Source organism: Ochrobactrum sp. 19YEA23 (assembly GCF_029909865.1).
Taxonomy (GTDB): domain Bacteria; phylum Pseudomonadota; class Alphaproteobacteria; order Rhizobiales; family Rhizobiaceae; genus Brucella; species Brucella gambitense.
In genome coordinates this window covers 120,917-141,405 of the sequence record NZ_JASAMQ010000007.1, presented here as the reverse complement: position 1 = coordinate 141,405, position 20,489 = coordinate 120,917, and the positions used below count along the sequence as shown (strand labels likewise).

Below are 20,489 nucleotides of genomic sequence, written 5' to 3'. Positions count from 1 at the left end.
AAGGAACAGAGCATGCGTGTGAAAATCACGAAGCCGGGCATCTTTGGCGCCAAGGGTGAAATCCCGGTTGGCACCGAAGTGACCGTGAAGGAAGAGCCGAAGGGCTGGGCCGGTCGATATGAAGTCATTACCGGAGACGGTGAAGGCAAGACCGCAGTCACGAATCCTGCTCAGGGAGAGCGGGAAGAGCTGAAGAAGCAGGCCGATGAGCTTGGCATCGAGTACGCCAAGAACATCTCGAATGGAAAGCTTCAGGAACTGATTGACGCGAAACTGGCGGAATAACGAACATGGCAGGCTACGGCACAGACGATCAGTTCCAGCAATGGCTGGATGATAACGGATATACATTGCCCGATGATGCGCCGTCGCTTGCCGTTCTTCGTCAGCGTGGCAGTCTGTATATCGATGCTGTCTATGGTGATCGGTTCATTGGTCGTATCGCCACATTCGATCAGGAAAGGGCTTGGCCTCGCGTAGGCGCGTCACTCAGAGGCACGGCGATCCCTTCTGACGTTATCCCGCAGGCGGTCATCTATGCCTCTTTCTACGCCGCCTATGAGGAAGCAGTGAACCCGGGCAGCCTGAACAATACAGGTTCATCATCTTCAGCGGTTGTGCGAGAGAAGGTCGGCGATCTTGAAGTTCAGTATGCGAATGCTCAGTCCGACGGTGCGGCAGCATTCCTCACACCATTAATCTCGACAGTTGATGGCATGCTCGCGCCGTATCTGCGCGACCTGGATGCAACCTGTCTCTGGCTCAAATCGGTGGGCTAATGGCTAAGTTCAATTACGCCCGCTCGGTAGCCACGGCGAACCGTTTGATTGACAAGTTCGGACAGACTGGCGCTATCAGGCGTACCGAGACATCTGGCGACCCGTGGAACCCAGGCACAAGTGATACGGACTATCCGTGTACTCTGGCAGTTCTGGAAATAAGCCTTCAGGACGTGGGAAAAGACATCGGTGGGACACTCATCAAGGCGAGCGATAAGCGAATACTGGTCGCCGTGGGTGGCTTACCGATCACACCGACAACCACGGACAAGGTTATTACTGCCGATGGCATCTTTACCATCACGAAAGCCAGCACCCTTTCTCCTGCCGGAATAGCAGTCTTTCATGACCTCGTGGCTTCCCGTTGACCGTTACCGATAGGATTTGGCTGAATGCTCAAACGTCTCACGCCTCGCGAACGGTTTGAACAGCTTGTCTCCTCATATGAACCATTGTTGCGCGCTGCGTTCATGGATGCTGTTAACGACATCAAGAGCAAGGTGCAGATCAAGCGCATAGTCGAGCGTATGGAGAAAGGCGACATCGCTGGCGCTATTCAGGCCATGCATATCGATGATGCAGCATTCCGGACTTTGGATAACGCGATAGCCAGCGCCTACAATGGTGGCGGAGTTGCGACGACGGGCCGTATGCCTCCAATCCGTCAACCGGGTGGCGGTCAGGTCATCATTCGGTTCGATGCTCGCAATATCCGGGCCGAGACTTGGCTTCGTGATCATTCCGGCAAGCTTATCTCCGGCATGGTTGAGGATCAGAGAACAGCAGTAAGAACGGCTCTGCAACTCGGTATGGAGCGCGGTAACAATCCGCGCACTACAGCACTTGATATCGTCGGGCGGATCAACCGGGCAACTGGTCGAAGGGAGGGCGGCATTCTTGGACTGACAAGCGCCCAATCCGATTATGTTGACCGCGCTCGCCAAGAACTGCTCTCTGGCGACCCGGAGGATTTGCGTCGCTATTTGACGAGAAATCGACGTGATAAACGCTTCGATAGAACTGTCATGAAGGCGATACGGGAAGAGCAGGCCGTGCCTGCCGAATCTGTGAGCAAAATCGTTGGGCGCTATTCGGACAACCTTCTTCGCCTTCGTGGTGAGACGATTGCCCGTACAGAGACCATGGCAGCTTTAAATGAAAGCCAGATGGAAGCTATGCGGCAGGCCGTAGACGGAGGCGTCGATCAATCGACCATCGTGAAGGTATGGCGATCCTCCAGCGATAACCGCGTTCGTGACACTCACAAGGCCATGCACGGTCAATCCGTTGGCATGGAAGATAAGTTCACCAGCCCGAGCGGAGCATTCCTTGCCTATCCCGGCGATTCAGAAGCGCCAGCAAGCGAAATCATCAATTGCCGGTGTTGGATGGAAATGAAGATCGACTTCCTCGCAGGAATTGAGTGATGGCCGGAACCACAGGCGTTCATGTCAGTCCGAATAATCGGCTGTCACGCGGTCAGGCGCGTTTTTCTGGCCAGGTTGACGATTGGGTTCTGGCTACTGAGAAGCGGCTTACCGCCGTGCTGCGTGAGAGCACCCGCCGAGTGATCGAAGTCATGCAAACACCGGTAAATGAAGGCGGCAATATGCCGATCGACACCGGGTTTTTGCGGGCTTCACTCGTTGTTGTCGTGAATGGCGATCCACCGCCGCCGAACCGCGATAAAGACGGCGCGAAGCACAATTACAATCCATCGGCCATTGTTCTCGAAATAGCCAAGTTCAATGCAGGTGATCGCCTTGTAGCGGCATATACGGCCAACTACGCGCAGTTTGTGGAATATGGAGCGGAGGGAAGACCGGCAAGAGGTTTCACCCGTCTAGCCGCTCAACAGTGGGGCCAGATCGTCTACGACGTGACAGTCGAGGCGAAGGCAAGAGCAGGATCGAAGTGATGGCAGTCGAAAGTACGATCCAGAACCTGCTGTTCAGCCGTCTTGCATCGCTAGTTCTTAGCCCGGCATTGCCGATCGCTTGGCCGAATGTGGCGTTCACACCGCCAACCGGTCCGTATCTGCGGGCTTCCTATATGCCGAATACGACAACCCGCCTGACGATCAAGGACGGCGGATTCAACCAATACATGGGCATTCTGCAGGTTAGCGCCGTCTATCCAGTCGGGCAGGGCGAGATCACGCCACGAAAGACGGCGGAAAAGATTGCAGACCATTTCAACGATACCCTGCGCATTCCAATGGCGCCGGGAAACATACGGGTGATGAAACGCCCTGATATCGGATCGGCCATTCAGGAAGCCGACCGAATTCAAGTTCCAGTGACCATTCAATGGGTCGCATACGCCTGAACATCACAACATAGGAGGCCGTCATGGCTCTTTATCCTGTCGCAGGATCAAAAATCTTTATCGGCGGCGTCCTGTCCGATAAGGCAACGGACTTTGTTGCAGCAGATTTCTCTTCTCAGACTTGGGAAGAAATCGATGGTTGGTCGACCATGGGTGCCGCTGGCGATACAGCTGCGCTGATCACATCTTCACTCATTAATCGTGGCCGTGACATCAAGCAGAAGGGCACATTCAACGCTGGCCAGATGCAGAACGTCTTTGCCATCGTTGATGACGATGCTGGCCAGTTGGCGCTTTTGGCCGCGGCTCAGACCCGTGATAATTATGCCTTCAAGATCGAGCTTGAGAACGGGGCTCAGCGTCTTTTCGTTGCTCTGGTCATGAGCGCGGAAGAGGCTGGCGGCGAGGCCAACACCATCCAGAATTTGAACTCCACGCTCGAAATCAATTCGAACATCGTCAAGGTCGCCCCTCCAGTTGGCCCATAGCCAGCAGGATAGCCGCTCAATCGCAATTCGTTTCAGGGAAACCCCATGGACCTCGCATCACTCGCCGTCACTCACGAAGGCCAGACGCTCCAGCTTCGCCATCCGATCGAAGGCACTATTCTCAAGACCGAAGATGATGAGCCGATCACGATCACGCTTGTCGGAACGGACAGTGACGTTTTCCGAAAGGCTCAGCGGACGATCCTTGATCGTCGCCTGAACCAGAAGGGTAAGACAAAGCTTTCTGCCGCTGAGCTTGAGGAAGAAGCTGTAACCACACTGATTTCCTGCACTTTGGGCTGGTCGGGAATTGTTCTTGATGGTGAGGAACTGGCTTTCAGTGCCGAAAACGTCCGCAAGCTCTATTCGCGCACCGATCTGCCATGGATCCGTGACCAGGTGGACGAATTCATCGCGGATCGTGCAAATTTTTTGAAACCCTCCGCGACGAGCTGATAGCATTCGCGGAGGCGGCCTTTGCGCAGGCGGACAATCCAGAACCCGACCTGCCGGCTTTCCCTGATCGGCTCGGTTATATCTGGGCTTGGTTCATGGAACTGAACGCCAGCCGTCAGGTTGGATTCGTGGCCTGTCCTATCACATGGCTTGAGATCGATGCTCTCTCCCGCGGTGCTGGACTTGATATCCGCCCGTGGGAGAGGGAACTCATCCGAGAGATCGATATGGCCGTGATGACGCTCTGGCGCGCCAAGGAAAACAAGACAGCGCCGAAAAAGCCAGTCGTTCAGCAGAGGAAGCTCAGCGAAGGACTCTTCGACGCACTATTCTGATGCTTTGAACTCAATATGAGGACGCGAATTAGAAAACCCCTCCGAAGAGGGGCAATCTTAACGAGGTTTCCAGCCGGTCTGAACGGGAACCTTCGATGATGTGTTAGTTGGAGTGGGGGGGGCAGGGCGATGAACATTAGATGGCGGAGGTGGGTTTAGTCCACCTTTGCGAACGTAACCCTCTGTCACCTTACTCATCGATCCATGGCCGCTTGAGTTGCTCGGCGGGCAACGGTTTGTAGCCATCGTTATAATCCTCCGGTTTCATCGGGAACTCTATATGAATAGCGTCTGTTTTTCGAGATATATATAATCGCGGCGGAGACGATATCAACTTTCCGTCGAAATCGTAGACATCGACGTCGGTCATTATTAGTTCTCGGAGTTTCTCGGTTTCTGAGAAAACCCTTATCCAACCAGCATAAGTAACTTTGTTGTCAAAATCGCGAATATGGGCGAAAAGAAATTCTGGATCAGATGAATTCAGAGTGTAATCCCATACGTCCTCATCGCCATATCGTTTTGTGGCTCGAATTAGCTGCAAAAATCGAGTTATGATCTTGTACGTCACACAGTAAAGCCACAATACGGCCAGAACGAACCCTACCAATACCGCTGCAAGCATCTGTGTAACTAGGTCGCGAGAAATGATGCTCATTTTCTCTGCCTTGGAAAGGTCTATCATCTCAAACTTCCAATGGAAGCATTGATAAATTAGATAGGTTGCAGCATAGCTCGTTAGGCCAAAAAGAATGGATCTAACTACGAATTCAAACTGTGACGGATCATTCTTCTTTCCGTATGTGGCGTCAAAGCGAGCCCATACAACGCCTGGCAGCAAAAGAATCGCTATCTGGATGAGAAATAAGCTTGGCGACAAAATGCCCCCTTTGTCGTTAAACAGAATTCCTTGGGTTGGGTGCCTAATCCTTAAATGGGTTTATCGGCTTCTTTTGCCCCGGTTCGCTGAATGTGATCAGGGTTTTACCGACCGGAGCTCCAATGAATGGAGCGCATCGTTCAATGGCGCGGGAAGCTGAAAGTACAAAGGTCTTCCCTACCGCATCCTTAGGGTACTTCTTAGCGGTGATGTCGATAACGTTGCCGTTCTTGTCGAACTCAACCTCAAGAGTAGCCGAATAGCCGCGACCAGCAACGCCAGACGGCATATTCCAACATTTCTGGGCCTGTTCTCCGATCTTCGTGGCTACGTCATCGGCGAAGGCCGGAGTGGCTAGAAGCGACGCGAAGACAATCAGAACCGCTTTCATTCAATCCCCCGAATAGGTGTGACATGGATCTTGCCACTCTTGGTTTGGCTGTCGACTCTCGTCCTGTCAAGGAAGCAAACGACAACCTCCGGACATTCCAGTCTGCCGCCCGCGGGGCTCAAAGCTCGGCTGAAGGTTACAGTCAGAGCGCAGACAAGGCTGCTCGCGCTACCGACAAGCTGTCTCAGAGCGCAAACGGCTCACTCCGGGTGATGAGTCTGCTTCGTACTGGTTTGGCGGCTGTTGGCGCCGCTTTCAGCCTGAAAGCTATTGTGGACATGGCCGATGGCTGGTCTGACCTGACCTCGCGAGTAAATCTCGCTGCCGGTTCAATCGAAAAGGGCTCCGCCGTGATGGAGCGACTTTCCGAGATTGCAAGGCGTACCTATTCGAGCATCGCCCAGACCACGGAAAGCTATATCGCCAACGCTTCCATCATGCGGGAGCTAGGCTATTCGACGAAGCAGACGCTGGATTATACGGCTGCGCTGAATAATGCTCTTGTCGTTTCGGGTGCAAAAGGCCAGCAGGCAGCAAGTGTTCAGAATGCCATGGCTAAAGCGATGGCTCTTGGCAAGCTGTCGGGCGATAACCTGAATACTGTGATCGCTACCGGTGGCCGCTTGGCTGAATTGCTCGCTGAACGTTTCAAGACGACGACTGGCGGCCTTCTGCAGCTCGGTCAAAAGGGCAAGATCACCGGCGATATCATTGCTGATGTTCTCCTGAAAAACCTCGAACGGCTGAATGAAGAAGCCGACAGCATGCCTGCGACGATCGGCGATGCTTTCACGCTTATCGGCAACAGCATTCTCCGCGCAGTGGGTGTGTTTGATCAGGCGAACAACATTTCCGGCACGTTTGCGGAGATGCTGATCAAAGTCGCGGACAACATGGACAGACTGATTGTGATCACCGGCACTGCCGTGACGCTCTATGGGACGGGATACGTCGCCGCATTCGTCGCAGCGCGCTTGGCAACCATGGGGCTTACAGGCGCGCTAAGCTTGCTCCGCGCGGCACTAGTTCGAACGGGTATCGGTGCGATTGCGGTTGCTCTGGGCGAGTTCGTCTATCAACTGATCAAGGCTCGCGAAACATCCGACAGCTGGGGAGAAGCATTCGCCCTTGTAGCCACTCGAATGAAAACGCTGATGGAAGGCATCCAGAACGTCTTTCTCGGGCTGACTGATTTGATGAAATCTGCGTGGTCGGAATCAATGGCGTCCATCCTACAGGCCACACAGGACACGTTTGGATCGATTGCCGGCCTGTTTGGCGCCACCTTCACCGGGTTTGGCGAGCAGATTGATAGTCTACGGGAAGCGAGCAAGGATTTCGGCGCATATTCGAGCATCTATTTCGATGAGGCTGGAAAGAAGTTCGCTGATGCTTTCAAGGAATTTCAGGCAGCCAATGACAACGTCGATTTGTCGGGTGACGCTGGAGTAGCCAAGAAGCTCGCTGAAACAAGCAAGGAAGCCGAACGGGCTGCCCGTGCCTACCGGGACCTGATCAAGTCTGCAAAGGATCGCATCCAACAGCTTGAACTTGAAGAACAACTCGTCGGTAAGACTGGTGTCGCCGCCGATACGATGCGCTTCAAACTCGAGCTGCTCCAGAAGGCGCAGGACAAGGGTCGGACGATCACCGCCGCACAGCGGGCGGAACTTGAAAAGCTCGCTGAGCAGTACGGCGCAGTTGCAGCCCGCGTTGCTGAACTTCAGATGGCGGAAGAACTTCGGTTCCAACGCGCTCAGATGTTCCGTAGCCCGACAGAACAACGCGTATACGGCGATCTTCGTCAGGCGGGCATTGATCCTGATAGTGCAGCCGGTCAGCGACTGGCTACGCAAATCAGGCTCAACGAGCAGCTTCAGATCAGTAAGGATTTGACGAAGGACTTCGCGTCCTCGTTCGTTTCCGACATGCTGAACGGCAAATCGGCGCTGGAAGCGCTGACCGGTGCACTGAGCAAACTCGCAGACAAGCTCCTTGATATGGCTCTGGATAGTGCAATCAATTCACTATTCGGCAACCTACTTGGTGCGACTGGTGGCGGAGGCGGTATAAGCAGCATCTTTGGCGGCGGAGGCTCTGACCCATGGTCTGGTCTTCGTCTATTCGCGAAGGGCGGCGTTACCAACAAACCCGCAATCTTCGGTGATGCTGGGCCCGAAGCAGCTGTTCCGTTGCCAGACGGTCGATCGATCCCAGTTCGCATCTATGGCGAAGCGAACAGCAACCAAGTATCTGGCGCTGCGCAGGGCGTTCACGTCACTGTCGGTTGGTCTCGTACCGCAGATGGCAATCTAAAGCCGTTTGTCGAGGATGTGGCCCAAAAGACCGCTGCGCCGATGATCAATGAGGGCATCAGTCAGTACGACAGCCAAATGCTGCCTGGTCGCGTGAATGAAATCAGTCAGGACCCGAGAGCAGTGGGAGCGTAAGCATGGCATTGACGTTTCCACTCTCGCTGGCTGCTTTCGCCGACAAACTGCCAATCGAGACTGTCAAATGGCGTCTTGCATTTCAGCAGGAAACTACTGGTCTAGGTTCCGGAGAGGTCATTACAGCCGATCTTGCGCCGCCTCGGTGGGAAGGCGATGTAACGCTTGGAAAGATGCGGCATGACCAAGCCGCATCAATTCAGGCTTTGATCGAGAGTTTAGGAGGGGCGTTAAGTTCGTTCTATCTCTATGCGCCGCAAAAGGCTTATCCGGTCAATGACCCGACAGGATCGATTATGGGCGGTGCAACACCCGCTATCGCGTCGGTTGGAGCCAATAACAAGTCTCTGTCGATAAACGGCCTACCATCTGGATATCAACTGACTGTCGGAGATTTGTTCTCGTTCGACTACGGTGAAAATCCGGTTCGGCGCAACATGCATCGATTGGCCGAAGCCGCGACATCGACCGGTGGCGGAACGACATCTGTTGTTGAAGTGGCGCCGCCATTTCGCCCGGGTGTGGCTGCGGGTTTGGCGCTTACATTCATCAAACCGGCGATCAAGGTGAAAATATTGCCCGGTTCATTCGATGAGGGGTCGGCCACAGACCTCTTTACCGATGGCATGGCCTTCAGCGTCTACCAGATACCATAAGGATCATTCGGATGAGAGATACCGATCCCGCCGTTGCGGCTCAGGTAAGGAGCCGTGCGCCTGTCGTTCCACGCTCCTTCGTCTGGATGAAGGCTAAGAACCGGACAAGTGGCATTGTCGAAGCGCTCGGGTTCTGGAACGGCGAGGATACCGTTACCGTGAGTGTGGTGAGTGGTGAAACCGGTTTGCCAGAGACGCGGACGTATTACGGGTGGGGCAAGCTGATAAACGTTCCGGCGATCCCGCTTGTGTCCGATCTGACGGTTCGAACAGTCACTCTGACGATGAGCCATCTCGATCCAACTGTTCAGTTGGCAGTTCGCGGATACGATCCTCGTTTTCAGCCAATCGAGATTCATCGCGGATACTTCGATCCCGAGACACGCTTGCTGATTGCTCCGCCGCGATCCCGGTTTCTCGGATTTGTGAACGGCGCGCCGATTGAAACGGCAGCCAAGGGCGGCGAGGGCAGTCTGAAATTGAACATCGTCTCGCACAGTCGATCACTGACGAAAACCAATCCTGCAAAGCGCGGCGATGGATCACAGCGTCTTCGCAGTGGTGATCGGTTCCGCAAATATTCCGATGTCGCTGGACAGTGGGAATTTTTCTGGGGCCAAAAGAAGGGTAAGGTCAATGGCTGAACGCTTCACAGACTGGCGAACGGCACTCAACGACTACGTTCATACGGTCATGCCCAAACTATTCGTCTGGGGCCATCATGATTGCGCAACATTCGCCGCTGGAGCCGTTCTGGCGATGACAGGATGCGATCCCGCCGAAAAGTACCGAGGCCGCTACAAGACGCTTATCGGCGGTTTGCGGCTGCTTCGAAAAGACGGTTTCGAGAACCATGCCGAACTTGCAGCCTCACAGTTTGAGGAAATCCATCCCTCACATGCTGCAGTTGGCGATATCGCCGCTGTGCGTATCGATGACAGCGCTTTGTGGGCGCTAGGCGTGGTGAACGGCCCTCGCATCTTTGTGCTTCGTCCTGATGCCTCCGGGCTCGGAACGGTCGATCTTCTGACTGCCGAAAGGGCATTCCGGATTTAGCAATGAAATCACTTCGGGTTCTGTTCTACGCCGTATGGTTCATGCTGGCGACGATTTCGCTCGCCCATGCAGGGCCGGTGGCGGCTGCTGTTGGCGCGATTGCATCGTCTATTAGCGCCATGGGTGCGCTCGGACAGTTTGTCCTTGGTATTGCGCTGAAGGTTGGGCTGTCGTTGCTGGAACGGGCTCGCCAGAAGAGCCAGGAAGCGCGAGGCGTACAAGGTCAGATACAGGTTGGCGGCGATAATCCGTTGTCATTCATCGTCGGCACTTATGCGACCGCTGGCAGTCTTGAATACGTCAACACATGGGGCAAGGCCGGTAAAACGCCAAATGCCTACCTGACACAGGTGATCAGCCTGTCTGATCTGCCCGTCACTTCGGTAAGCAATGCATTCTGGACGAATGGCGAGAAGACCGTCGCGGAACTCAGCGATACGTCATACGGCGATTGGGGCTTTCCGATCTATGCGTACCGCAAGGATGGCGACAACAACCATTATTGGTGGAAGGCCCATATCGGCAATGAAACCGTAGCCGACAGCCTGCTTGTTCGCGAGTTCGGCAGCGACAGCCAGCGTCCTTGGACTGCCGAAATGATCGGTCGCGGAATCGCCTATGTCGTCATCACGGCTCAGGTCGAGGAAGAACTGTTCACGGGGCCGCCGCAGTGCAAGTTCGAAGTACAGGGCATCCGCCTTTACGACCCGCGTAAGGACAACACCGTAGGCGGTTCCGGTTCACATCGTTGGTCTGATCCGTCAACGTGGGAGTTCTCGGACAACCCGGCTGTTGTGATCTACAACATTCTCCGCGGAATCTACTACAACGGCCAGTGGATCTGGGGCGGACAGGTGCCGCTCACTCGCCTGCCGCTGTCCAACTGGTTTGCGGCGATGAACGAATGCGACCGGCTTGTTCCGGGCGCAGAAGTGCCGACCGAGAAGCAGTTCCGCTGTGGCGCTGAAATTCGTCTGAACGAAGTGCCGCTTGATGTGATCGAGCGCCTTCTGAAGGTCTGCAACGGCAAGATGGCTGAGATCGGCGGCGTTTACAAGATCCGCGTCGGTGCGCCGGGTCTGCCGGTTTATGCCTTCACGGACGAAAGCATCGCCATCACGTCTGGTCAGAGCTACGAGCCATTTCCGGGACTGGAGACGATCTATAACGGTGTGAACGTCACCTATCCCGATCCTGATGCAGCGTGGGAAAACAAGGAAGCGCCGCCTCGGTATTTCCCGGAATATGAGTCCGAAGACGACAATCGTCGGCTGATGGCAGATGTTCAGTTCGAATATTCGCCATTCCGGTACCAGAACCAGAGGCTCGGCAAGGCCCTTGTGGAGACAAACCGGCGTTTCCGGTCGCACAAGTTCACTCTACCGCCCGAAGCGGTCGAATTGGAGCCATTGGACGTAGTTTCGTGGTCGAGCGTCCGTAATGGCTACGAGAACAAGCTCTTCGATCTGGAGAGCATGGATGATCTGGAAAATGTCAACCAGTCGGTGGCGATCCGCGAAGTCGACCCATCTGATTACAATTGGACGCCGGCAACGGATGAGTTGCTTACTTCGGTGGGTTATCTCGGGCCAATACGGCCACTGCCACAACCGATAATCGACTTCTACGCAGAACGTGACATTGCGCAGGATTCGAACGGTAATAACCGTCGGTGCGCCATCTTGCTTGGATGGGACCCGGAACAACCCGGCGTCGACCTCGTCATGTATGAGGTCAGGACGGCGTGGGACCTTGGCTTGATCTATGTCGGACGGACTGAACGTGTTTCAGAAGGATCGATACAAATTGCGCCGGGTACTCTGCTTCCCGCTCAGTCGTATGAGGTGAGGGCAAGATACGCCACCTATGCCGGGAATCGTCCGTTCGAATGGTCGGATTGGATTCCGGTCACGATGTACGACATTCGTCTCGGCCCGCTCGACATCTACCCAATCGACATCGACCAGTTGAATGAGGACATCCAGCGCAATTGGGAATGGATAGGCGAGAGCTTCCGATATGTTCAGGAAGAACTTGACCGTATCGGTGCACAGGCGACCGAGCAAGACAGCGCCAATTACTTCGACAAGCAGACGCTTCGCCGGGAAATGTCTGTCACGGCGGAAGGCCTCAAGGCGTCCTATACGGAAGCAATTGAAGTCGCCATCGGTCCCGGTTCGGCAATCGTTACCCGGATCGAAAGTCTGGAAGCTGTCGTCAATGACCCGGTAACGGGCTTGGAAGCGACCGCGAGCGCCGTTGATCTGTTGCAGGTTAAAGTAACCACCTTGGACGGTGTTGTGACCGCCACGGCTAACGCTGTGACCGGACTGACGGCGACCGTGGGTAACTTCTCAGCATCCGGTCTGTTCCGAACGACTGTAGAAGCAACACCGGGCGGCGCTCTGGCCCGTATAGGCCTCAGTGTCTCAGCGTCTGGCGGCGGTTCCACATCATCGGCGGCGATATTTCTGGATGCGCTGACCGGTGGTCAAAGCCGTGTCGTCATCAATGCGGATCAGTTCATTGTCACCAACGGCACGAACAGTCAGGCCCCGCTCACGTTCATATCAGGTGGCTTGGCGCTCCAAGTCGCGAACATCGGTGATGTGACGGCGGGTATCCTGCGCTCTCCTGACAATCAGGTCGTGTTCAATCTTGCCAACAAGACGCTGATCTTTAGCGATAATACGTGAGGAACGATGGCTCAGCGTCTTTACCTTTCAGGCAATCCACCCCGGCTGATCACCTCTAAGCCGGGGTACAATGCTGGCACCGGACTAGCGGACATCTATAAGACGTTCGATAGCGATTGGTTTCAGGGTGCGGGTATAAGGTGGATTTTCCGTGTGGCGATACCGGCAGGAAACCCGGCTTCCAAGACTGTCACATTCCCATACGCGCTAAACCATATCCCTCGCTATTCATGGATGTGGAGCGGTTATAGGACAAGTGGCGCTGCATATCCGTCAAACACGGGCGTGACATGGCCATTCCCGCTTGATGCGAACGCACCTTACTTCAGCACCGATTGGCAGAAAACGCCGGGTGGCGGGAATGCAAACACGCCGAATAATCGAGTGCAGATGTACAGCAACCGTTTTGAGATTGTTGATACGCTAGGCCTCTCTGGCGGCGTGTTCGGCACATTGATCGTGTACCTGTCATGAGCAAACGTATTTACATCGGGCCATCGGGCGGAAACTTTGTTTTTCGCATCGCTCCATCTGGGTATGACGCGGATAATCAGGCAAGTCCTGCGGTATTTTCATCGGACGGCGATTATTTGAAGGTTCACGCGGTCATTGATGTCACGCTGAACCGGACAAATAACTACCATTGGGGCGCTTATACGTTTCCGACGCTTGGATACTGCCCCCTCGCATTTCCAAGCATAAGTCTGCTGGATCGTGTTTTCTACCCGAACGACAGGAACCCAGCGACCGGCGAGATGAACAATTTCTGGGAATGGGGCGTCCAAGACGGCAAGGTATGGGCAGGAACCAACGCGACGAGCAGCTACGGCGGTAATTATCGCTTTCGCTGCATCATCTTCAAGAACCGAGCAGATAGGTACACAGCCGCATGAGTAGGAGAGCCGTATTTTCAACTGACGGCGTTCGGGTTGCTCGCGCTGGGTACGACGCCCTGACGGCTTCAGTGGACAATCTGGGTATGTATCCGGGCATGTCAACGATGACGATGGCCGTTCAAGACACCGTCACAATTCCCGGTGGGTCTCGCCAGACATACACATTCAGCAATACAACCGGTCGGATGCCTTATGTCATTCTCAGCAGCACGGCTGGCGACCCGCCTGACAGGGACACGTTTTGCGCTGAAACATTCCCGCCTTTTACGACGGTTTATATCCGCAATGATGTGCAACCGGGCGCGCCTGCGCGCACGATACGTTTCGCCGTATTGATCGATAACAGCTTCATTTAATCCAAGGAAAACCCGACATGACCGAAACGACGGTGAATGAACCGGCGAAGCCTACGCACGTGCAAATCGATCCGATGGCAGCGGCAAGCGAGGCGATGGCGCTGAATGAGTTCTACAAGAACCGGAACCTGCTTCTGGCTAACGAGCTAGTCGGTATGCGCGCCCAGATGGCCATTCTCGAAGCTCAGAGCGAAGCGTTTCGCACCGAGCTTGAGCAGCGCAACCAAGACCTTGAAGCCGCCTATGAAATGGCGAGCAGTTTGAAGGACCCCGAATAATGGCCAAGCGTCCTGATTATGACATCGGCACGGTGACCCTGACCTCAGGTAGTAGCGACTTCACAACGACCGGCTCAGCGCTCCAGACGGCAGCCGTACAGGCCGGTGACGCCATCATATCGCCGTCCGGTAATGTGCTGATCATCGCGTCCATTACGGGGCAGAATAGCGGGACCCTGTTTCTGCCTTGCCCAGCCGCAGCAGCAGGAACCGGCTTGCCTCTCCGTATCCGGTTTCAACCAGACGGCAGCCGGTATCAGGGCGCAGTTCGCAATCTGATAGACCTGTTATCCAGCGGGAATGTCGAGGCGTTTGCCGCTCTTGTCGGTTCTTCTGGGATGGTTCCGATCTTTACCGGCGTCGGCACGATGGATTTGGCCGATCCTGCTACGTTCGGCATTCAGGACCCGAACGGAAGTCTCGGCCAGTTGGCAGCGTTGACGCTGGCGGCACGGCAGATTTTACAGACTGATGCAGCGGGAGCACTGAAACAGGTTACTCTTGTTGCCAATAAGTTTCTCAGAACAGACGCGAACGCGGACCTCTCTCAAGGCGACATAACGGCTCTAGGTGCGGCGCTGTTAAACCTGACCGGCACGAACGGAAACATCCCAGTAATGACCGGGGCCGGGTCAGTTGCGAGCCGTCCAATACTAGGAACGGTTGCTCAGTCTGGCGGCGTACCGACTGGTGCTATCGTGGAGCGGGGAGGGAGCGCTGATTTTGGTTACATTCGAGATGCTAGCGGTCTTCAGATATGTTGGCGGGTCAGTGCGCTTTATCCTGATGTCTCTGTTGCCAAGGGCAACATCTTCGGTGGCAATAGTATTGCGTTCGGATCCTTCCCAGCAGCTTTCGTTTCGCTGCCCTCCGTAACTGTATTTGGAACAGACGCGGGCGGCGGCGGGTGGGCGGCGATGGAAACGTATCACTCCACGTCATCATTCGGGAGTTATTCGATACGAAATCATAAGGCTCTTGTTGGGAACAGCCAGATTTATGCTGAAGCAATTGGCAGGTGGTACTGATGAAAATAATCCTCTATCCGCAGCGCCGCGACGATGAACTTACGCTTTCATTGCAGGGCGAACGCCTGACCATATCGGGCGATGTGCTCGACCTTTCGACCATTCCAGACGGTGCCACGGTGCCGATGGAAGCAATCGACAATCCGTTTATAGCGGGTCCAATCGAACGCATTGACGGCGAGTTGCGCGTCAGTCTGCTGTTACCTCGATCCACACCGTTCGGCGTTTTCGATGAAACTGGGAAGATGCGGCCCTCTTTCGAAGTGACCGTCACACAAGACGGCGATATTTCCCTGCCGGTCGAGCCGAAGGCCAATCAGGAGGAAGTAGCCAATGCCGATTGATCTTTCCAAGATGGTCACAGCCGAACAGAAGCAGCAGGAACAAGTCGCGGCAGTCGTCGCGCAATATCGCGCTGCGATCCAGTCCCTGATCGACCGAACGGCCAATGAACGCCAATATGACGATGGAAACTCACTCGCGAGCTACGTCAACTCGACGGTGCCCGAATGGGCCGCAGAGGCTCAGGCCTTTGTCGCCTGGCGCGATCAGATTTGGTCGTATGCCCTTGGAGAATTGGAAAAGGTCCAGACCGGCCAGCGCGAGCAGCCAAGTTCGGGAGACTTCCTGGCCGAACTGCCCGCGTTTGAGTGGCCATCAGAACTTGTAGCCAATTCCTAGCGTTGCGGCGTGTTGCTGGTATTTGGCGTACCAGCCATTTCCAATGTCGTCTTTGCCAAAATCGAAATAACGATACTCGGCGCGGGCAAATAGATGGTCGGTAAATGCCCAATCGGTGCCAACGCCGATGTTCCAGCCATTACGTTGGAAATCGTCGGCGTTTGAATACTCAGACCAATATTGGTTGACATAGATTTCATCCGTGTACCAAGCACGAGAATAACCGGCAGTAATGTAAGGCAATGCGTTGCCGATCTGGTATCCAATGCGCCCATTCACAGAGATTGTCGCGTCTGATCGCAGAGTGTTCTCCGCATATCCCCAAGAGCCTGAGCGGCGTCGTTCAGTGACACCATCAGCGTCCGAGAGCATGAACGAGACTTCCGGACCAAATACGATCCGGTTGTAGGTGAAATTGTATCCGACGAAACCGCCGCCAGTAATCCCGTTCCCTGATGTGCTCCAAGTGTCTTCATAAAGACGATACGGAGCGTTGTAATCCATATCGGACCATCTGGCCCCGATGCTGACACCGCCGTAGATGCCTGACCAGTCGTAATCTTCTGCGACAGCCGTATTTGCCCACGCGCCAGCGAGTAGCGCCCCGATAAGAAATCTCTTCATTCCAGTCTCCCCAAGCCTGTGAGCCGGAGACTAAGCCGAGAAATTCAAATCTGCAACTGACAGTCGCCGCCCACTGAGGCGGCTTTTTCTTTGCCGAAAGAGACCCCATGAAACTCGTTTCCGACTGGAAGCGGGTGCTCGCGCGCGCGTGGAGCATCCGTCTGCTTTTGCTCGCCGGTATTTTGTCCGGCGTTGAAGTTGCGTTGCCGCTGATCGGTGACGCTCTCCCCATCCCAACCGGCGTGTTTGCTGCCCTGTCGCTGATCATCACAGCAGGGGCCTTTGTTGCGCGCATCGCTTCACAGAAGGAATTCAGGAATGAAGAGTAAGCGAGCAAAGGGCGCTTTGGCGTCCGGCCTCGGCCTTGTCGCGTTGACGGCAACCTATCTCACTGTCCCGTGGGAAGGCGTCGAGAACAAAGCCTATTGGGATAGCCTCGGTAAGGTCTGGACGGTCTGCGCCGGCGAAACCAAGGGTGTGAAGAAAGGCGATTACTATTCTGACGCCAAATGTCTTCAGATGCTGCAAACCCGGCTGGAGAACGATTTCCACAAGCCGCTACAGAAGTGCATCGCCACATTCGACGCCGCGCCGATCAGCATTCAGGCTTCCATGCTCGATCTGTCGTACAACATCGGAACAGGTGCGGCGTGTTCGTCCTCGGCGGCGAAGCGGATGCGAGAAAAGAATTGGCCGGCTGCTTGTAATGCCATGACCTTGTTCAACCGGGCAGGGGGCAGGGTTGTCGAAGGTCTGAAGAAACGCCGCGAGTACGGCGATGCGCAGCGGATTGGCGAGCTTGAGCTTTGTCTGGCGGGGCTGAAGTGATGTTCGGCCTGCTGGATTACGTCAAGATCGCTGCGGGTTTCGCACTCGGCATTTTGATCATGGGCCTGTTCAATACCTTCATCCACGATCCGATGATCGAGCGCGAGGCACGGCAGGGCTATGTCCTTGAAGCCCAGAAGACCGCCCTTGAGGCGCAATTGGCCGAACGTGACCGCCAGATTGCAGCGGGCGAGTACGTCATATCGGCATACCAAGAGCAGCTTTCCAATGCACGGGCGGCAGAACAAGCCAAATCGGAACAATCAGAACAGGAGATAGCGGCCTATGAGAAACGGCTTGCTGATGAAGGCAGGGCTTGTCGGCTTGATGGCGCTGACATTGACTGGCTGCGCAAATCTTGATCGCCAGTTGAAACAGGCGGCAACGGCGCAAGGGGCGGCACAGGCTCGCGTCACGCTTCCCGGCTACCCGGAAGACTGCCGCGCCAAAGAGCCTCACGCAGCGCTCACTGAAGGCGCTGAAATCCGCTCGATCCTGAAACGAGAACGAGACGCACTCGACCGGCAGAACGCAAGGACGGATCGCTGTGCGGGATTTTACGACGATTTGGCGAAGGGGATGAAATGAGTGAAGACTTGAAATGGCTGATGGGTACGGCGGTCACACTGATTGTCTTCTTCAGCGGTGCGCTGATAGCGGCCTTCCGCTCGCTTTCCAAATCACAGAAAGACGGTGACGATCAACTGCATGACCGCGTGAACCGTGTTCGCGATGAATATGTGCGCCGCGTTGATCTTGATGACCACGTCAAGCAACTGCGTGACGGCATGAAGGAAATGCGTGACGAAACTCGTGAAGGCTTAAAAGAGACGAATAAGCGGCTCGATCAAGTGCTCGCCGTTCTGGCTTCAGATAAAAAGGTTTGATGAAAAAGAACCCCGCAGCGAAAACCGCGCGGGGTTAAGGCTACTGAGCCCTTCTCTCCCAAGGGCGAGGAAAATTTATCTAATCGGTAAAAAATGTAAAGCCCCGGTATGCGGGGGGTGCAAAACCGAGGCTACGCAGCTTTAGCTTGGTTTGGGAAAAACGTGCGCAAGAGTGATGATAGGCAAGCAATGCCGCCCGTCAAGTGTACGGAGTTTCAGCGCTTCCCTTGCCAGATCAATGCCAATGCAATCAGCGCCAAAATTGATGTAAAAACGGCCTCAGCTAAGATGATCCAATTCATTATGCGCCCCCCGCAATTGAATGATCGCAATGCCAGCCAAAGTCACGGCAGCCGCAACGTTCCCCAGGTGCCAAAGAAGACGCCGTTATAAAGATAGATTAAAAAAGAGTAAACCCCGGTGCGCATCCCAACGACACCGGGGTTACATCATCCAGACGTTTGTTTCGCCGCACTCGTTTGGATGAATACTACAGATAACTGGACGGCCTATTTGCCTGCGACACTGGTCGCGTTGACAGCATTGTGAAAAAAGCCCCACCTGAGATAGGAACGGCGGGGCCAAATTTGGTGTCATTGCTGCAAATCAACTATCCATCGGGGCGTTTGTTCCCTCGGCCTTGTTCGAATTTGCCGGTATGGCACTGATATCGTGCCGTACTATAAATCTTTGGTGAGCCAAGCGAGATGCTAGCTCGCATAATTGCGACTGGTCACGTAGACCACTTTGAAAGAGCATGATTATGCATGATGCGAGTTCTTGAGCAGAATAATTTCGGTCGCTTTCTTCGAGGATAATGGCTGAATTATTAAAACAGCTACGTAAGAAATTGACTTCATCGGGCATAAATATTCGGCTCGCTTCGTTAAAAAACGGCATGTCAGCCTCCTTATACTAAAGGCGTAATCGTAGCTTCATTAGCGATATCTAAAAAGCAAAATTTTATCAATTTTGGCAACGTAACGCCCGGTCTAAGAATAGTGAACCCCGTCAGCCATTTAGCTGAAGGGGTATGCACCTGCCGAAGCGAGCCACCCCGTAAACAGGCGCATTTTGACATTCGTTGCAGCCTCTAACTGGTGAAACAACAGCTTGTTCCTCATTCCGCAGGATCAGTTCCTGTCACGCCGCGGTGCATGTTCTCGGCAACTATCCTGATTGCAGTTGCCGCTTCCTCCTCCGACCATCCGGCTGCTACAGCGTCCTGGATGAGTTCGGGCACGCCGATCACTTTAGTGCGGGCTATGGCCGCAGTGACTTCCGCGTCTCTGGCGCCGGATACCACAGCTCGCTCAACCAATTCCGCGATGCCTTGCGAAACCGCTTCTTGGCAGTCGATTTCACGATCTGGATAATCACCCGGTTGTTTTGGTCCGAACATCCCATCCTCCCTAGAATAAACTCGCCTGTACTTCCTCATTGTCATTGCGTGGCGTGAGGTTGATCAGATCAGCATCGGGCAGTGGCTTTTGCATTTCCTTGGCTTCATTCCACGGCGCACGTAGCCAGGTGTCTATTTCTTCCGTGGTGCGGAGAATAACGGGCATCGCCTTTGGGTGAACCGGCTTCACCACAGCGTTCGGTTCGGTTGTAAGAAACCCGAAGATATCGACCTCGACCGGCCCTTCCTTCTTCTTCCGCACACCTTTCCAGCTTGTCCAGATGCCTGCGAAGGCAAACAGCGGCTTCTCTTCATTGAGAGCGAACCAGTGAAGTGGTTTGCGCTTCGTCTTCGGGTCCAGTTCCTGTCCATACTCGGAGAATGAAGTTGCCGGGACAACACAGCGGCTTTCAACACCTTGCCAGCGCCGCCAGTGAGGCGAGGTGAGGTTGCGAATATTCGTTACTCCGCTATCCGCTTCACCCTTCACATAGATTGGTGGCGTAGGCATTCCCCAGCGGAGCATCGCTAATTCAGGCTCATCGCCTTTGACGTTTCTCAAAACTGGAGCGGGATAGTCGGGATAGATATCTAACTGCGGATCGATGCGGTTCGTCATATCCGAGAATTTCGGAAACAGGCGGCGCATGGCCTCATGGTTTGTCGTGATGTTGTATAGATTGCACATGCGCGCCTCCTCGTTTGCAAAAAGGTAGGGCGCTCATTTTCTGCGTCTAGTCGTGTCGAAATACGACAGATGCCGTATGGCGTTTCATCTGACATTGCCTTCCTCTTTATCAGGATCGTGTGCTTAGCCTGCACGGTCCTATTTGTCTTTTTGGCGATTTTCTGGCGAGGCCAGAGAGGAGGGCATATGAAAGCTATAGCTATATTGGCCATCGGATCGATGATGGTGTCTGGGGCAGCATTCGCTGCCGCGCCGGTGTCTGGCGTCGCAAAGCCGACCACAGAAATCAAGAAAGAAGGTGCAGCG

Annotated in this window: 32 protein-coding genes; 27 read left to right on the top strand and 5 right to left on the bottom strand. The window is 54.6% G+C overall.

Annotated features, from left to right (window positions below; all coding sequences use genetic code 11):
* Positions 1 to 12: 12 nt before the first annotated feature.
* The 9 genes from QBD01_RS18080 to QBD01_RS18040 all read left to right on the top strand — a co-directional run bounded on the left by QBD01_RS18080 (position 13) and on the right by QBD01_RS18040 (position 4,386).
* Positions 13 to 285 carry a hypothetical protein gene (locus QBD01_RS18080; RefSeq protein WP_280993967.1) on the top strand — a complete coding sequence of 91 codons (273 nt, stop codon included), beginning with the start codon at positions 13 to 15 and terminating at the stop codon, positions 283 to 285.
* A gap of 5 nt (positions 286 to 290) precedes the next feature.
* Complete coding sequence (locus tag QBD01_RS18075) at positions 291 to 779, top strand: DnaT-like ssDNA-binding protein (RefSeq protein WP_280993966.1); 489 nt, start codon at positions 291 to 293, stop codon at positions 777 to 779.
* Positions 779 to 1,147, top strand: coding sequence for a hypothetical protein (locus QBD01_RS18070; RefSeq protein WP_280993965.1), 369 nt, complete (start codon positions 779 to 781; stop codon positions 1,145 to 1,147). Before QBD01_RS18075 ends, QBD01_RS18070 begins: the two co-directional genes overlap by 1 nt.
* Before the next feature lie 24 nt (positions 1,148 to 1,171).
* Positions 1,172 to 2,206, top strand: coding sequence for a phage minor head protein (locus QBD01_RS18065; RefSeq protein ID WP_280993964.1), 1,035 nt, complete (start codon positions 1,172 to 1,174; stop codon positions 2,204 to 2,206).
* Entirely contained in the window at positions 2,206 to 2,697 is a 492-nt protein-coding gene (locus QBD01_RS18060) for a hypothetical protein (RefSeq protein ID WP_280993963.1), read from the top strand. The genes QBD01_RS18065 and QBD01_RS18060 overlap by 1 nt, the downstream gene beginning before the upstream one ends.
* Positions 2,697 to 3,107 carry a DUF4128 domain-containing protein gene (locus QBD01_RS18055; RefSeq protein WP_280993962.1) on the top strand — a complete coding sequence of 137 codons (411 nt, stop codon included), beginning with the start codon at positions 2,697 to 2,699 and terminating at the stop codon, positions 3,105 to 3,107. Before QBD01_RS18060 ends, QBD01_RS18055 begins: the two co-directional genes overlap by 1 nt.
* Before the next feature lie 23 nt (positions 3,108 to 3,130).
* Positions 3,131 to 3,595, top strand: coding sequence for a hypothetical protein (locus QBD01_RS18050; RefSeq protein WP_280993961.1), 465 nt, complete (start codon positions 3,131 to 3,133; stop codon positions 3,593 to 3,595).
* A gap of 45 nt (positions 3,596 to 3,640) precedes the next feature.
* Positions 3,641 to 4,051, top strand: coding sequence for a hypothetical protein (locus tag QBD01_RS18045; RefSeq protein ID WP_280993960.1), 411 nt, complete (start codon positions 3,641 to 3,643; stop codon positions 4,049 to 4,051).
* A gap of 95 nt (positions 4,052 to 4,146) precedes the next feature.
* Positions 4,147 to 4,386 carry a hypothetical protein gene (locus QBD01_RS18040; RefSeq protein ID WP_280993959.1) on the top strand — a complete coding sequence of 80 codons (240 nt, stop codon included), beginning with the start codon at positions 4,147 to 4,149 and terminating at the stop codon, positions 4,384 to 4,386.
* 190 nt (positions 4,387 to 4,576) lie between these two features.
* On the opposite strand, the gene QBD01_RS18035 is transcribed toward QBD01_RS18040, so the two are convergent.
* Together QBD01_RS18035 and QBD01_RS18030 are read right to left on the bottom strand one after the other, a co-directional pair.
* Positions 4,577 to 5,227 carry a DUF6338 family protein gene (locus tag QBD01_RS18035; protein WP_280994108.1) on the bottom strand — a complete coding sequence of 217 codons (651 nt, stop codon included), beginning with the start codon at positions 5,225 to 5,227 and terminating at the stop codon, positions 4,577 to 4,579.
* An 82-nt stretch (positions 5,228 to 5,309) separates the two neighbouring features.
* Positions 5,310 to 5,657, bottom strand: coding sequence for a hypothetical protein (locus QBD01_RS18030; RefSeq protein WP_280993958.1), 348 nt, complete (start codon positions 5,655 to 5,657; stop codon positions 5,310 to 5,312).
* 23 nt (positions 5,658 to 5,680) lie between these two features.
* On the opposite strand from QBD01_RS18030, the gene QBD01_RS18025 reads away from it, so the two are divergent.
* The 12 genes from QBD01_RS18025 to QBD01_RS17970 are packed head-to-tail and all read left to right on the top strand — an operon-like array spanning position 5,681 to position 15,754.
* On the top strand, positions 5,681 to 8,107 hold the full coding sequence (locus tag QBD01_RS18025; protein WP_280993957.1) for a tape measure protein: 2,427 nt from the start codon (positions 5,681 to 5,683) through the stop codon (positions 8,105 to 8,107).
* A 2-nt stretch (positions 8,108 to 8,109) separates the two neighbouring features.
* On the top strand, positions 8,110 to 8,763 hold the full coding sequence (locus tag QBD01_RS18020) for a hypothetical protein (protein WP_280993956.1): 654 nt from the start codon (positions 8,110 to 8,112) through the stop codon (positions 8,761 to 8,763).
* A gap of 11 nt (positions 8,764 to 8,774) precedes the next feature.
* Positions 8,775 to 9,407 (top strand): hypothetical protein, encoded by a 633-nt coding sequence (locus QBD01_RS18015; RefSeq protein ID WP_280993955.1) that lies wholly within the window; start codon positions 8,775 to 8,777, stop codon positions 9,405 to 9,407.
* A complete protein-coding gene (locus QBD01_RS18010; RefSeq protein WP_280993954.1) occupies positions 9,400 to 9,819 on the top strand; it encodes a DUF6950 family protein in 420 nt (139 codons plus the stop codon). The genes QBD01_RS18015 and QBD01_RS18010 overlap by 8 nt, the downstream gene beginning before the upstream one ends.
* A gap of 2 nt (positions 9,820 to 9,821) precedes the next feature.
* Positions 9,822 to 12,515 carry a phage tail protein gene (locus tag QBD01_RS18005; RefSeq protein WP_280993953.1) on the top strand — a complete coding sequence of 898 codons (2,694 nt, stop codon included), beginning with the start codon at positions 9,822 to 9,824 and terminating at the stop codon, positions 12,513 to 12,515.
* Positions 12,516 to 12,521: 6 nt separating this feature from the next.
* On the top strand, positions 12,522 to 12,989 hold the full coding sequence (locus tag QBD01_RS18000; protein WP_280993952.1) for a hypothetical protein: 468 nt from the start codon (positions 12,522 to 12,524) through the stop codon (positions 12,987 to 12,989).
* Positions 12,986 to 13,408 (top strand): hypothetical protein, encoded by a 423-nt coding sequence (locus tag QBD01_RS17995; RefSeq protein ID WP_280993951.1) that lies wholly within the window; start codon positions 12,986 to 12,988, stop codon positions 13,406 to 13,408. The genes QBD01_RS18000 and QBD01_RS17995 overlap by 4 nt, the downstream gene beginning before the upstream one ends.
* Positions 13,405 to 13,767, top strand: coding sequence for a hypothetical protein (locus tag QBD01_RS17990; RefSeq protein ID WP_280993950.1), 363 nt, complete (start codon positions 13,405 to 13,407; stop codon positions 13,765 to 13,767). Before QBD01_RS17995 ends, QBD01_RS17990 begins: the two co-directional genes overlap by 4 nt.
* A 17-nt stretch (positions 13,768 to 13,784) precedes the next feature.
* On the top strand, positions 13,785 to 14,045 hold the full coding sequence (locus tag QBD01_RS17985) for a hypothetical protein (protein WP_280993949.1): 261 nt from the start codon (positions 13,785 to 13,787) through the stop codon (positions 14,043 to 14,045).
* Positions 14,045 to 15,073 (top strand): hypothetical protein, encoded by a 1,029-nt coding sequence (locus QBD01_RS17980; RefSeq protein ID WP_280993948.1) that lies wholly within the window; start codon positions 14,045 to 14,047, stop codon positions 15,071 to 15,073. The genes QBD01_RS17985 and QBD01_RS17980 overlap by 1 nt, the downstream gene beginning before the upstream one ends.
* Positions 15,073 to 15,417: a hypothetical protein gene (locus tag QBD01_RS17975; protein WP_280993947.1), complete on the top strand. Its 345-nt coding sequence runs from the start codon at positions 15,073 to 15,075 to the stop codon at positions 15,415 to 15,417. The genes QBD01_RS17980 and QBD01_RS17975 overlap by 1 nt, the downstream gene beginning before the upstream one ends.
* Positions 15,407 to 15,754 (top strand): hypothetical protein, encoded by a 348-nt coding sequence (locus QBD01_RS17970; protein WP_280993946.1) that lies wholly within the window; start codon positions 15,407 to 15,409, stop codon positions 15,752 to 15,754. Before QBD01_RS17975 ends, QBD01_RS17970 begins: the two co-directional genes overlap by 11 nt.
* Here the strand turns inward: QBD01_RS17970 and QBD01_RS17965 are convergent.
* On the bottom strand, positions 15,731 to 16,378 hold the full coding sequence (locus tag QBD01_RS17965; RefSeq protein ID WP_280993945.1) for a porin family protein: 648 nt from the start codon (positions 16,376 to 16,378) through the stop codon (positions 15,731 to 15,733). The genes QBD01_RS17970 and QBD01_RS17965 overlap by 24 nt on opposite strands.
* A gap of 107 nt (positions 16,379 to 16,485) precedes the next feature.
* Here QBD01_RS17965 and QBD01_RS17960 point away from each other — a divergent pair, with 107 nt between their 5' ends.
* The 6 genes from QBD01_RS17960 (at position 16,486) to QBD01_RS17935 (ending at position 18,486) form a co-directional block, all read left to right on the top strand.
* On the top strand, positions 16,486 to 16,707 hold the full coding sequence (locus QBD01_RS17960) for a hypothetical protein (protein WP_280993944.1): 222 nt from the start codon (positions 16,486 to 16,488) through the stop codon (positions 16,705 to 16,707).
* Positions 16,697 to 17,206 carry a lysozyme gene (locus tag QBD01_RS17955; RefSeq protein ID WP_280993943.1) on the top strand — a complete coding sequence of 170 codons (510 nt, stop codon included), beginning with the start codon at positions 16,697 to 16,699 and terminating at the stop codon, positions 17,204 to 17,206. Before QBD01_RS17960 ends, QBD01_RS17955 begins: the two co-directional genes overlap by 11 nt.
* Positions 17,185 to 17,568, top strand: a complete 384-nt coding sequence (locus tag QBD01_RS17950) for a hypothetical protein (RefSeq protein ID WP_280993942.1) — start codon at positions 17,185 to 17,187, stop codon at positions 17,566 to 17,568. Before QBD01_RS17955 ends, QBD01_RS17950 begins: the two co-directional genes overlap by 22 nt.
* Positions 17,546 to 17,794: a hypothetical protein gene (locus QBD01_RS17945; RefSeq protein ID WP_280993941.1), complete on the top strand. Its 249-nt coding sequence runs from the start codon at positions 17,546 to 17,548 to the stop codon at positions 17,792 to 17,794. Before QBD01_RS17950 ends, QBD01_RS17945 begins: the two co-directional genes overlap by 23 nt.
* Positions 17,791 to 18,093 (top strand): hypothetical protein, encoded by a 303-nt coding sequence (locus QBD01_RS17940; protein WP_280993940.1) that lies wholly within the window; start codon positions 17,791 to 17,793, stop codon positions 18,091 to 18,093. The genes QBD01_RS17945 and QBD01_RS17940 overlap by 4 nt, the downstream gene beginning before the upstream one ends.
* Before the next feature lie 162 nt (positions 18,094 to 18,255).
* Positions 18,256 to 18,486 carry a hypothetical protein gene (locus QBD01_RS17935; protein WP_280993939.1) on the top strand — a complete coding sequence of 77 codons (231 nt, stop codon included), beginning with the start codon at positions 18,256 to 18,258 and terminating at the stop codon, positions 18,484 to 18,486.
* 727 nt (positions 18,487 to 19,213) lie between these two features.
* Here the strand turns inward: QBD01_RS17935 and QBD01_RS17930 are convergent.
* A complete protein-coding gene (locus QBD01_RS17930) occupies positions 19,214 to 19,495 on the bottom strand; it encodes a hypothetical protein (RefSeq protein WP_280993938.1) in 282 nt (93 codons plus the stop codon).
* A 10-nt stretch (positions 19,496 to 19,505) separates the two neighbouring features.
* Positions 19,506 to 20,183, bottom strand: a complete 678-nt coding sequence (locus QBD01_RS17925; RefSeq protein WP_280993937.1) for an SOS response-associated peptidase — start codon at positions 20,181 to 20,183, stop codon at positions 19,506 to 19,508.
* Between the last annotated feature and the right edge of the window lie 306 nt (positions 20,184 to 20,489).

What these genes read in the sequence shown, in the direction of transcription:
- QBD01_RS18080 (WP_280993967.1), top strand. Translation starts at nt 13, where the DNA reads ATGCGTGTGAAAATCACGAAGCCGGGCATCTTTGGCGCCAAGGGTGAA.
- QBD01_RS18075 (WP_280993966.1), top strand. Translation starts at nt 291, where the DNA reads ATGGCAGGCTACGGCACAGACGATCAGTTCCAGCAATGGCTGGATGAT.
- QBD01_RS18070 (WP_280993965.1), top strand. Translation starts at nt 779, where the DNA reads ATGGCTAAGTTCAATTACGCCCGCTCGGTAGCCACGGCGAACCGTTTG.
- QBD01_RS18065 (WP_280993964.1), top strand. Translation starts at nt 1,172, where the DNA reads ATGCTCAAACGTCTCACGCCTCGCGAACGGTTTGAACAGCTTGTCTCC.
- QBD01_RS18060 (WP_280993963.1), top strand. Translation starts at nt 2,206, where the DNA reads ATGGCCGGAACCACAGGCGTTCATGTCAGTCCGAATAATCGGCTGTCA.
- QBD01_RS18055 (WP_280993962.1), top strand. Translation starts at nt 2,697, where the DNA reads ATGGCAGTCGAAAGTACGATCCAGAACCTGCTGTTCAGCCGTCTTGCA.
- QBD01_RS18050 (WP_280993961.1), top strand. Translation starts at nt 3,131, where the DNA reads ATGGCTCTTTATCCTGTCGCAGGATCAAAAATCTTTATCGGCGGCGTC.
- QBD01_RS18045 (WP_280993960.1), top strand. Translation starts at nt 3,641, where the DNA reads ATGGACCTCGCATCACTCGCCGTCACTCACGAAGGCCAGACGCTCCAG.
- QBD01_RS18040 (WP_280993959.1), top strand. Translation starts at nt 4,147, where the DNA reads ATGGAACTGAACGCCAGCCGTCAGGTTGGATTCGTGGCCTGTCCTATC.
- QBD01_RS18030 (WP_280993958.1), bottom strand. Translation starts at nt 5,657, where the DNA reads ATGAAAGCGGTTCTGATTGTCTTCGCGTCGCTTCTAGCCACTCCGGCC.
- QBD01_RS18025 (WP_280993957.1), top strand. Translation starts at nt 5,681, where the DNA reads ATGGATCTTGCCACTCTTGGTTTGGCTGTCGACTCTCGTCCTGTCAAG.
- QBD01_RS18020 (WP_280993956.1), top strand. Translation starts at nt 8,110, where the DNA reads ATGGCATTGACGTTTCCACTCTCGCTGGCTGCTTTCGCCGACAAACTG.
- QBD01_RS18015 (WP_280993955.1), top strand. Translation starts at nt 8,775, where the DNA reads ATGAGAGATACCGATCCCGCCGTTGCGGCTCAGGTAAGGAGCCGTGCG.
- QBD01_RS18010 (WP_280993954.1), top strand. Translation starts at nt 9,400, where the DNA reads ATGGCTGAACGCTTCACAGACTGGCGAACGGCACTCAACGACTACGTT.
- QBD01_RS18005 (WP_280993953.1), top strand. Translation starts at nt 9,822, where the DNA reads ATGAAATCACTTCGGGTTCTGTTCTACGCCGTATGGTTCATGCTGGCG.
- QBD01_RS18000 (WP_280993952.1), top strand. Translation starts at nt 12,522, where the DNA reads ATGGCTCAGCGTCTTTACCTTTCAGGCAATCCACCCCGGCTGATCACC.
- QBD01_RS17995 (WP_280993951.1), top strand. Translation starts at nt 12,986, where the DNA reads ATGAGCAAACGTATTTACATCGGGCCATCGGGCGGAAACTTTGTTTTT.
- QBD01_RS17990 (WP_280993950.1), top strand. Translation starts at nt 13,405, where the DNA reads ATGAGTAGGAGAGCCGTATTTTCAACTGACGGCGTTCGGGTTGCTCGC.
- QBD01_RS17985 (WP_280993949.1), top strand. Translation starts at nt 13,785, where the DNA reads ATGACCGAAACGACGGTGAATGAACCGGCGAAGCCTACGCACGTGCAA.
- QBD01_RS17980 (WP_280993948.1), top strand. Translation starts at nt 14,045, where the DNA reads ATGGCCAAGCGTCCTGATTATGACATCGGCACGGTGACCCTGACCTCA.
- QBD01_RS17975 (WP_280993947.1), top strand. Translation starts at nt 15,073, where the DNA reads ATGAAAATAATCCTCTATCCGCAGCGCCGCGACGATGAACTTACGCTT.
- QBD01_RS17970 (WP_280993946.1), top strand. Translation starts at nt 15,407, where the DNA reads ATGCCGATTGATCTTTCCAAGATGGTCACAGCCGAACAGAAGCAGCAG.
- QBD01_RS17965 (WP_280993945.1), bottom strand. Translation starts at nt 16,378, where the DNA reads ATGAAGAGATTTCTTATCGGGGCGCTACTCGCTGGCGCGTGGGCAAAT.
- QBD01_RS17960 (WP_280993944.1), top strand. Translation starts at nt 16,486, where the DNA reads ATGAAACTCGTTTCCGACTGGAAGCGGGTGCTCGCGCGCGCGTGGAGC.
- QBD01_RS17955 (WP_280993943.1), top strand. Translation starts at nt 16,697, where the DNA reads ATGAAGAGTAAGCGAGCAAAGGGCGCTTTGGCGTCCGGCCTCGGCCTT.
- QBD01_RS17940 (WP_280993940.1), top strand. Translation starts at nt 17,791, where the DNA reads ATGAGTGAAGACTTGAAATGGCTGATGGGTACGGCGGTCACACTGATT.
- QBD01_RS17930 (WP_280993938.1), bottom strand. Translation starts at nt 19,495, where the DNA reads ATGTTCGGACCAAAACAACCGGGTGATTATCCAGATCGTGAAATCGAC.
- QBD01_RS17925 (WP_280993937.1), bottom strand. Translation starts at nt 20,183, where the DNA reads ATGTGCAATCTATACAACATCACGACAAACCATGAGGCCATGCGCCGC.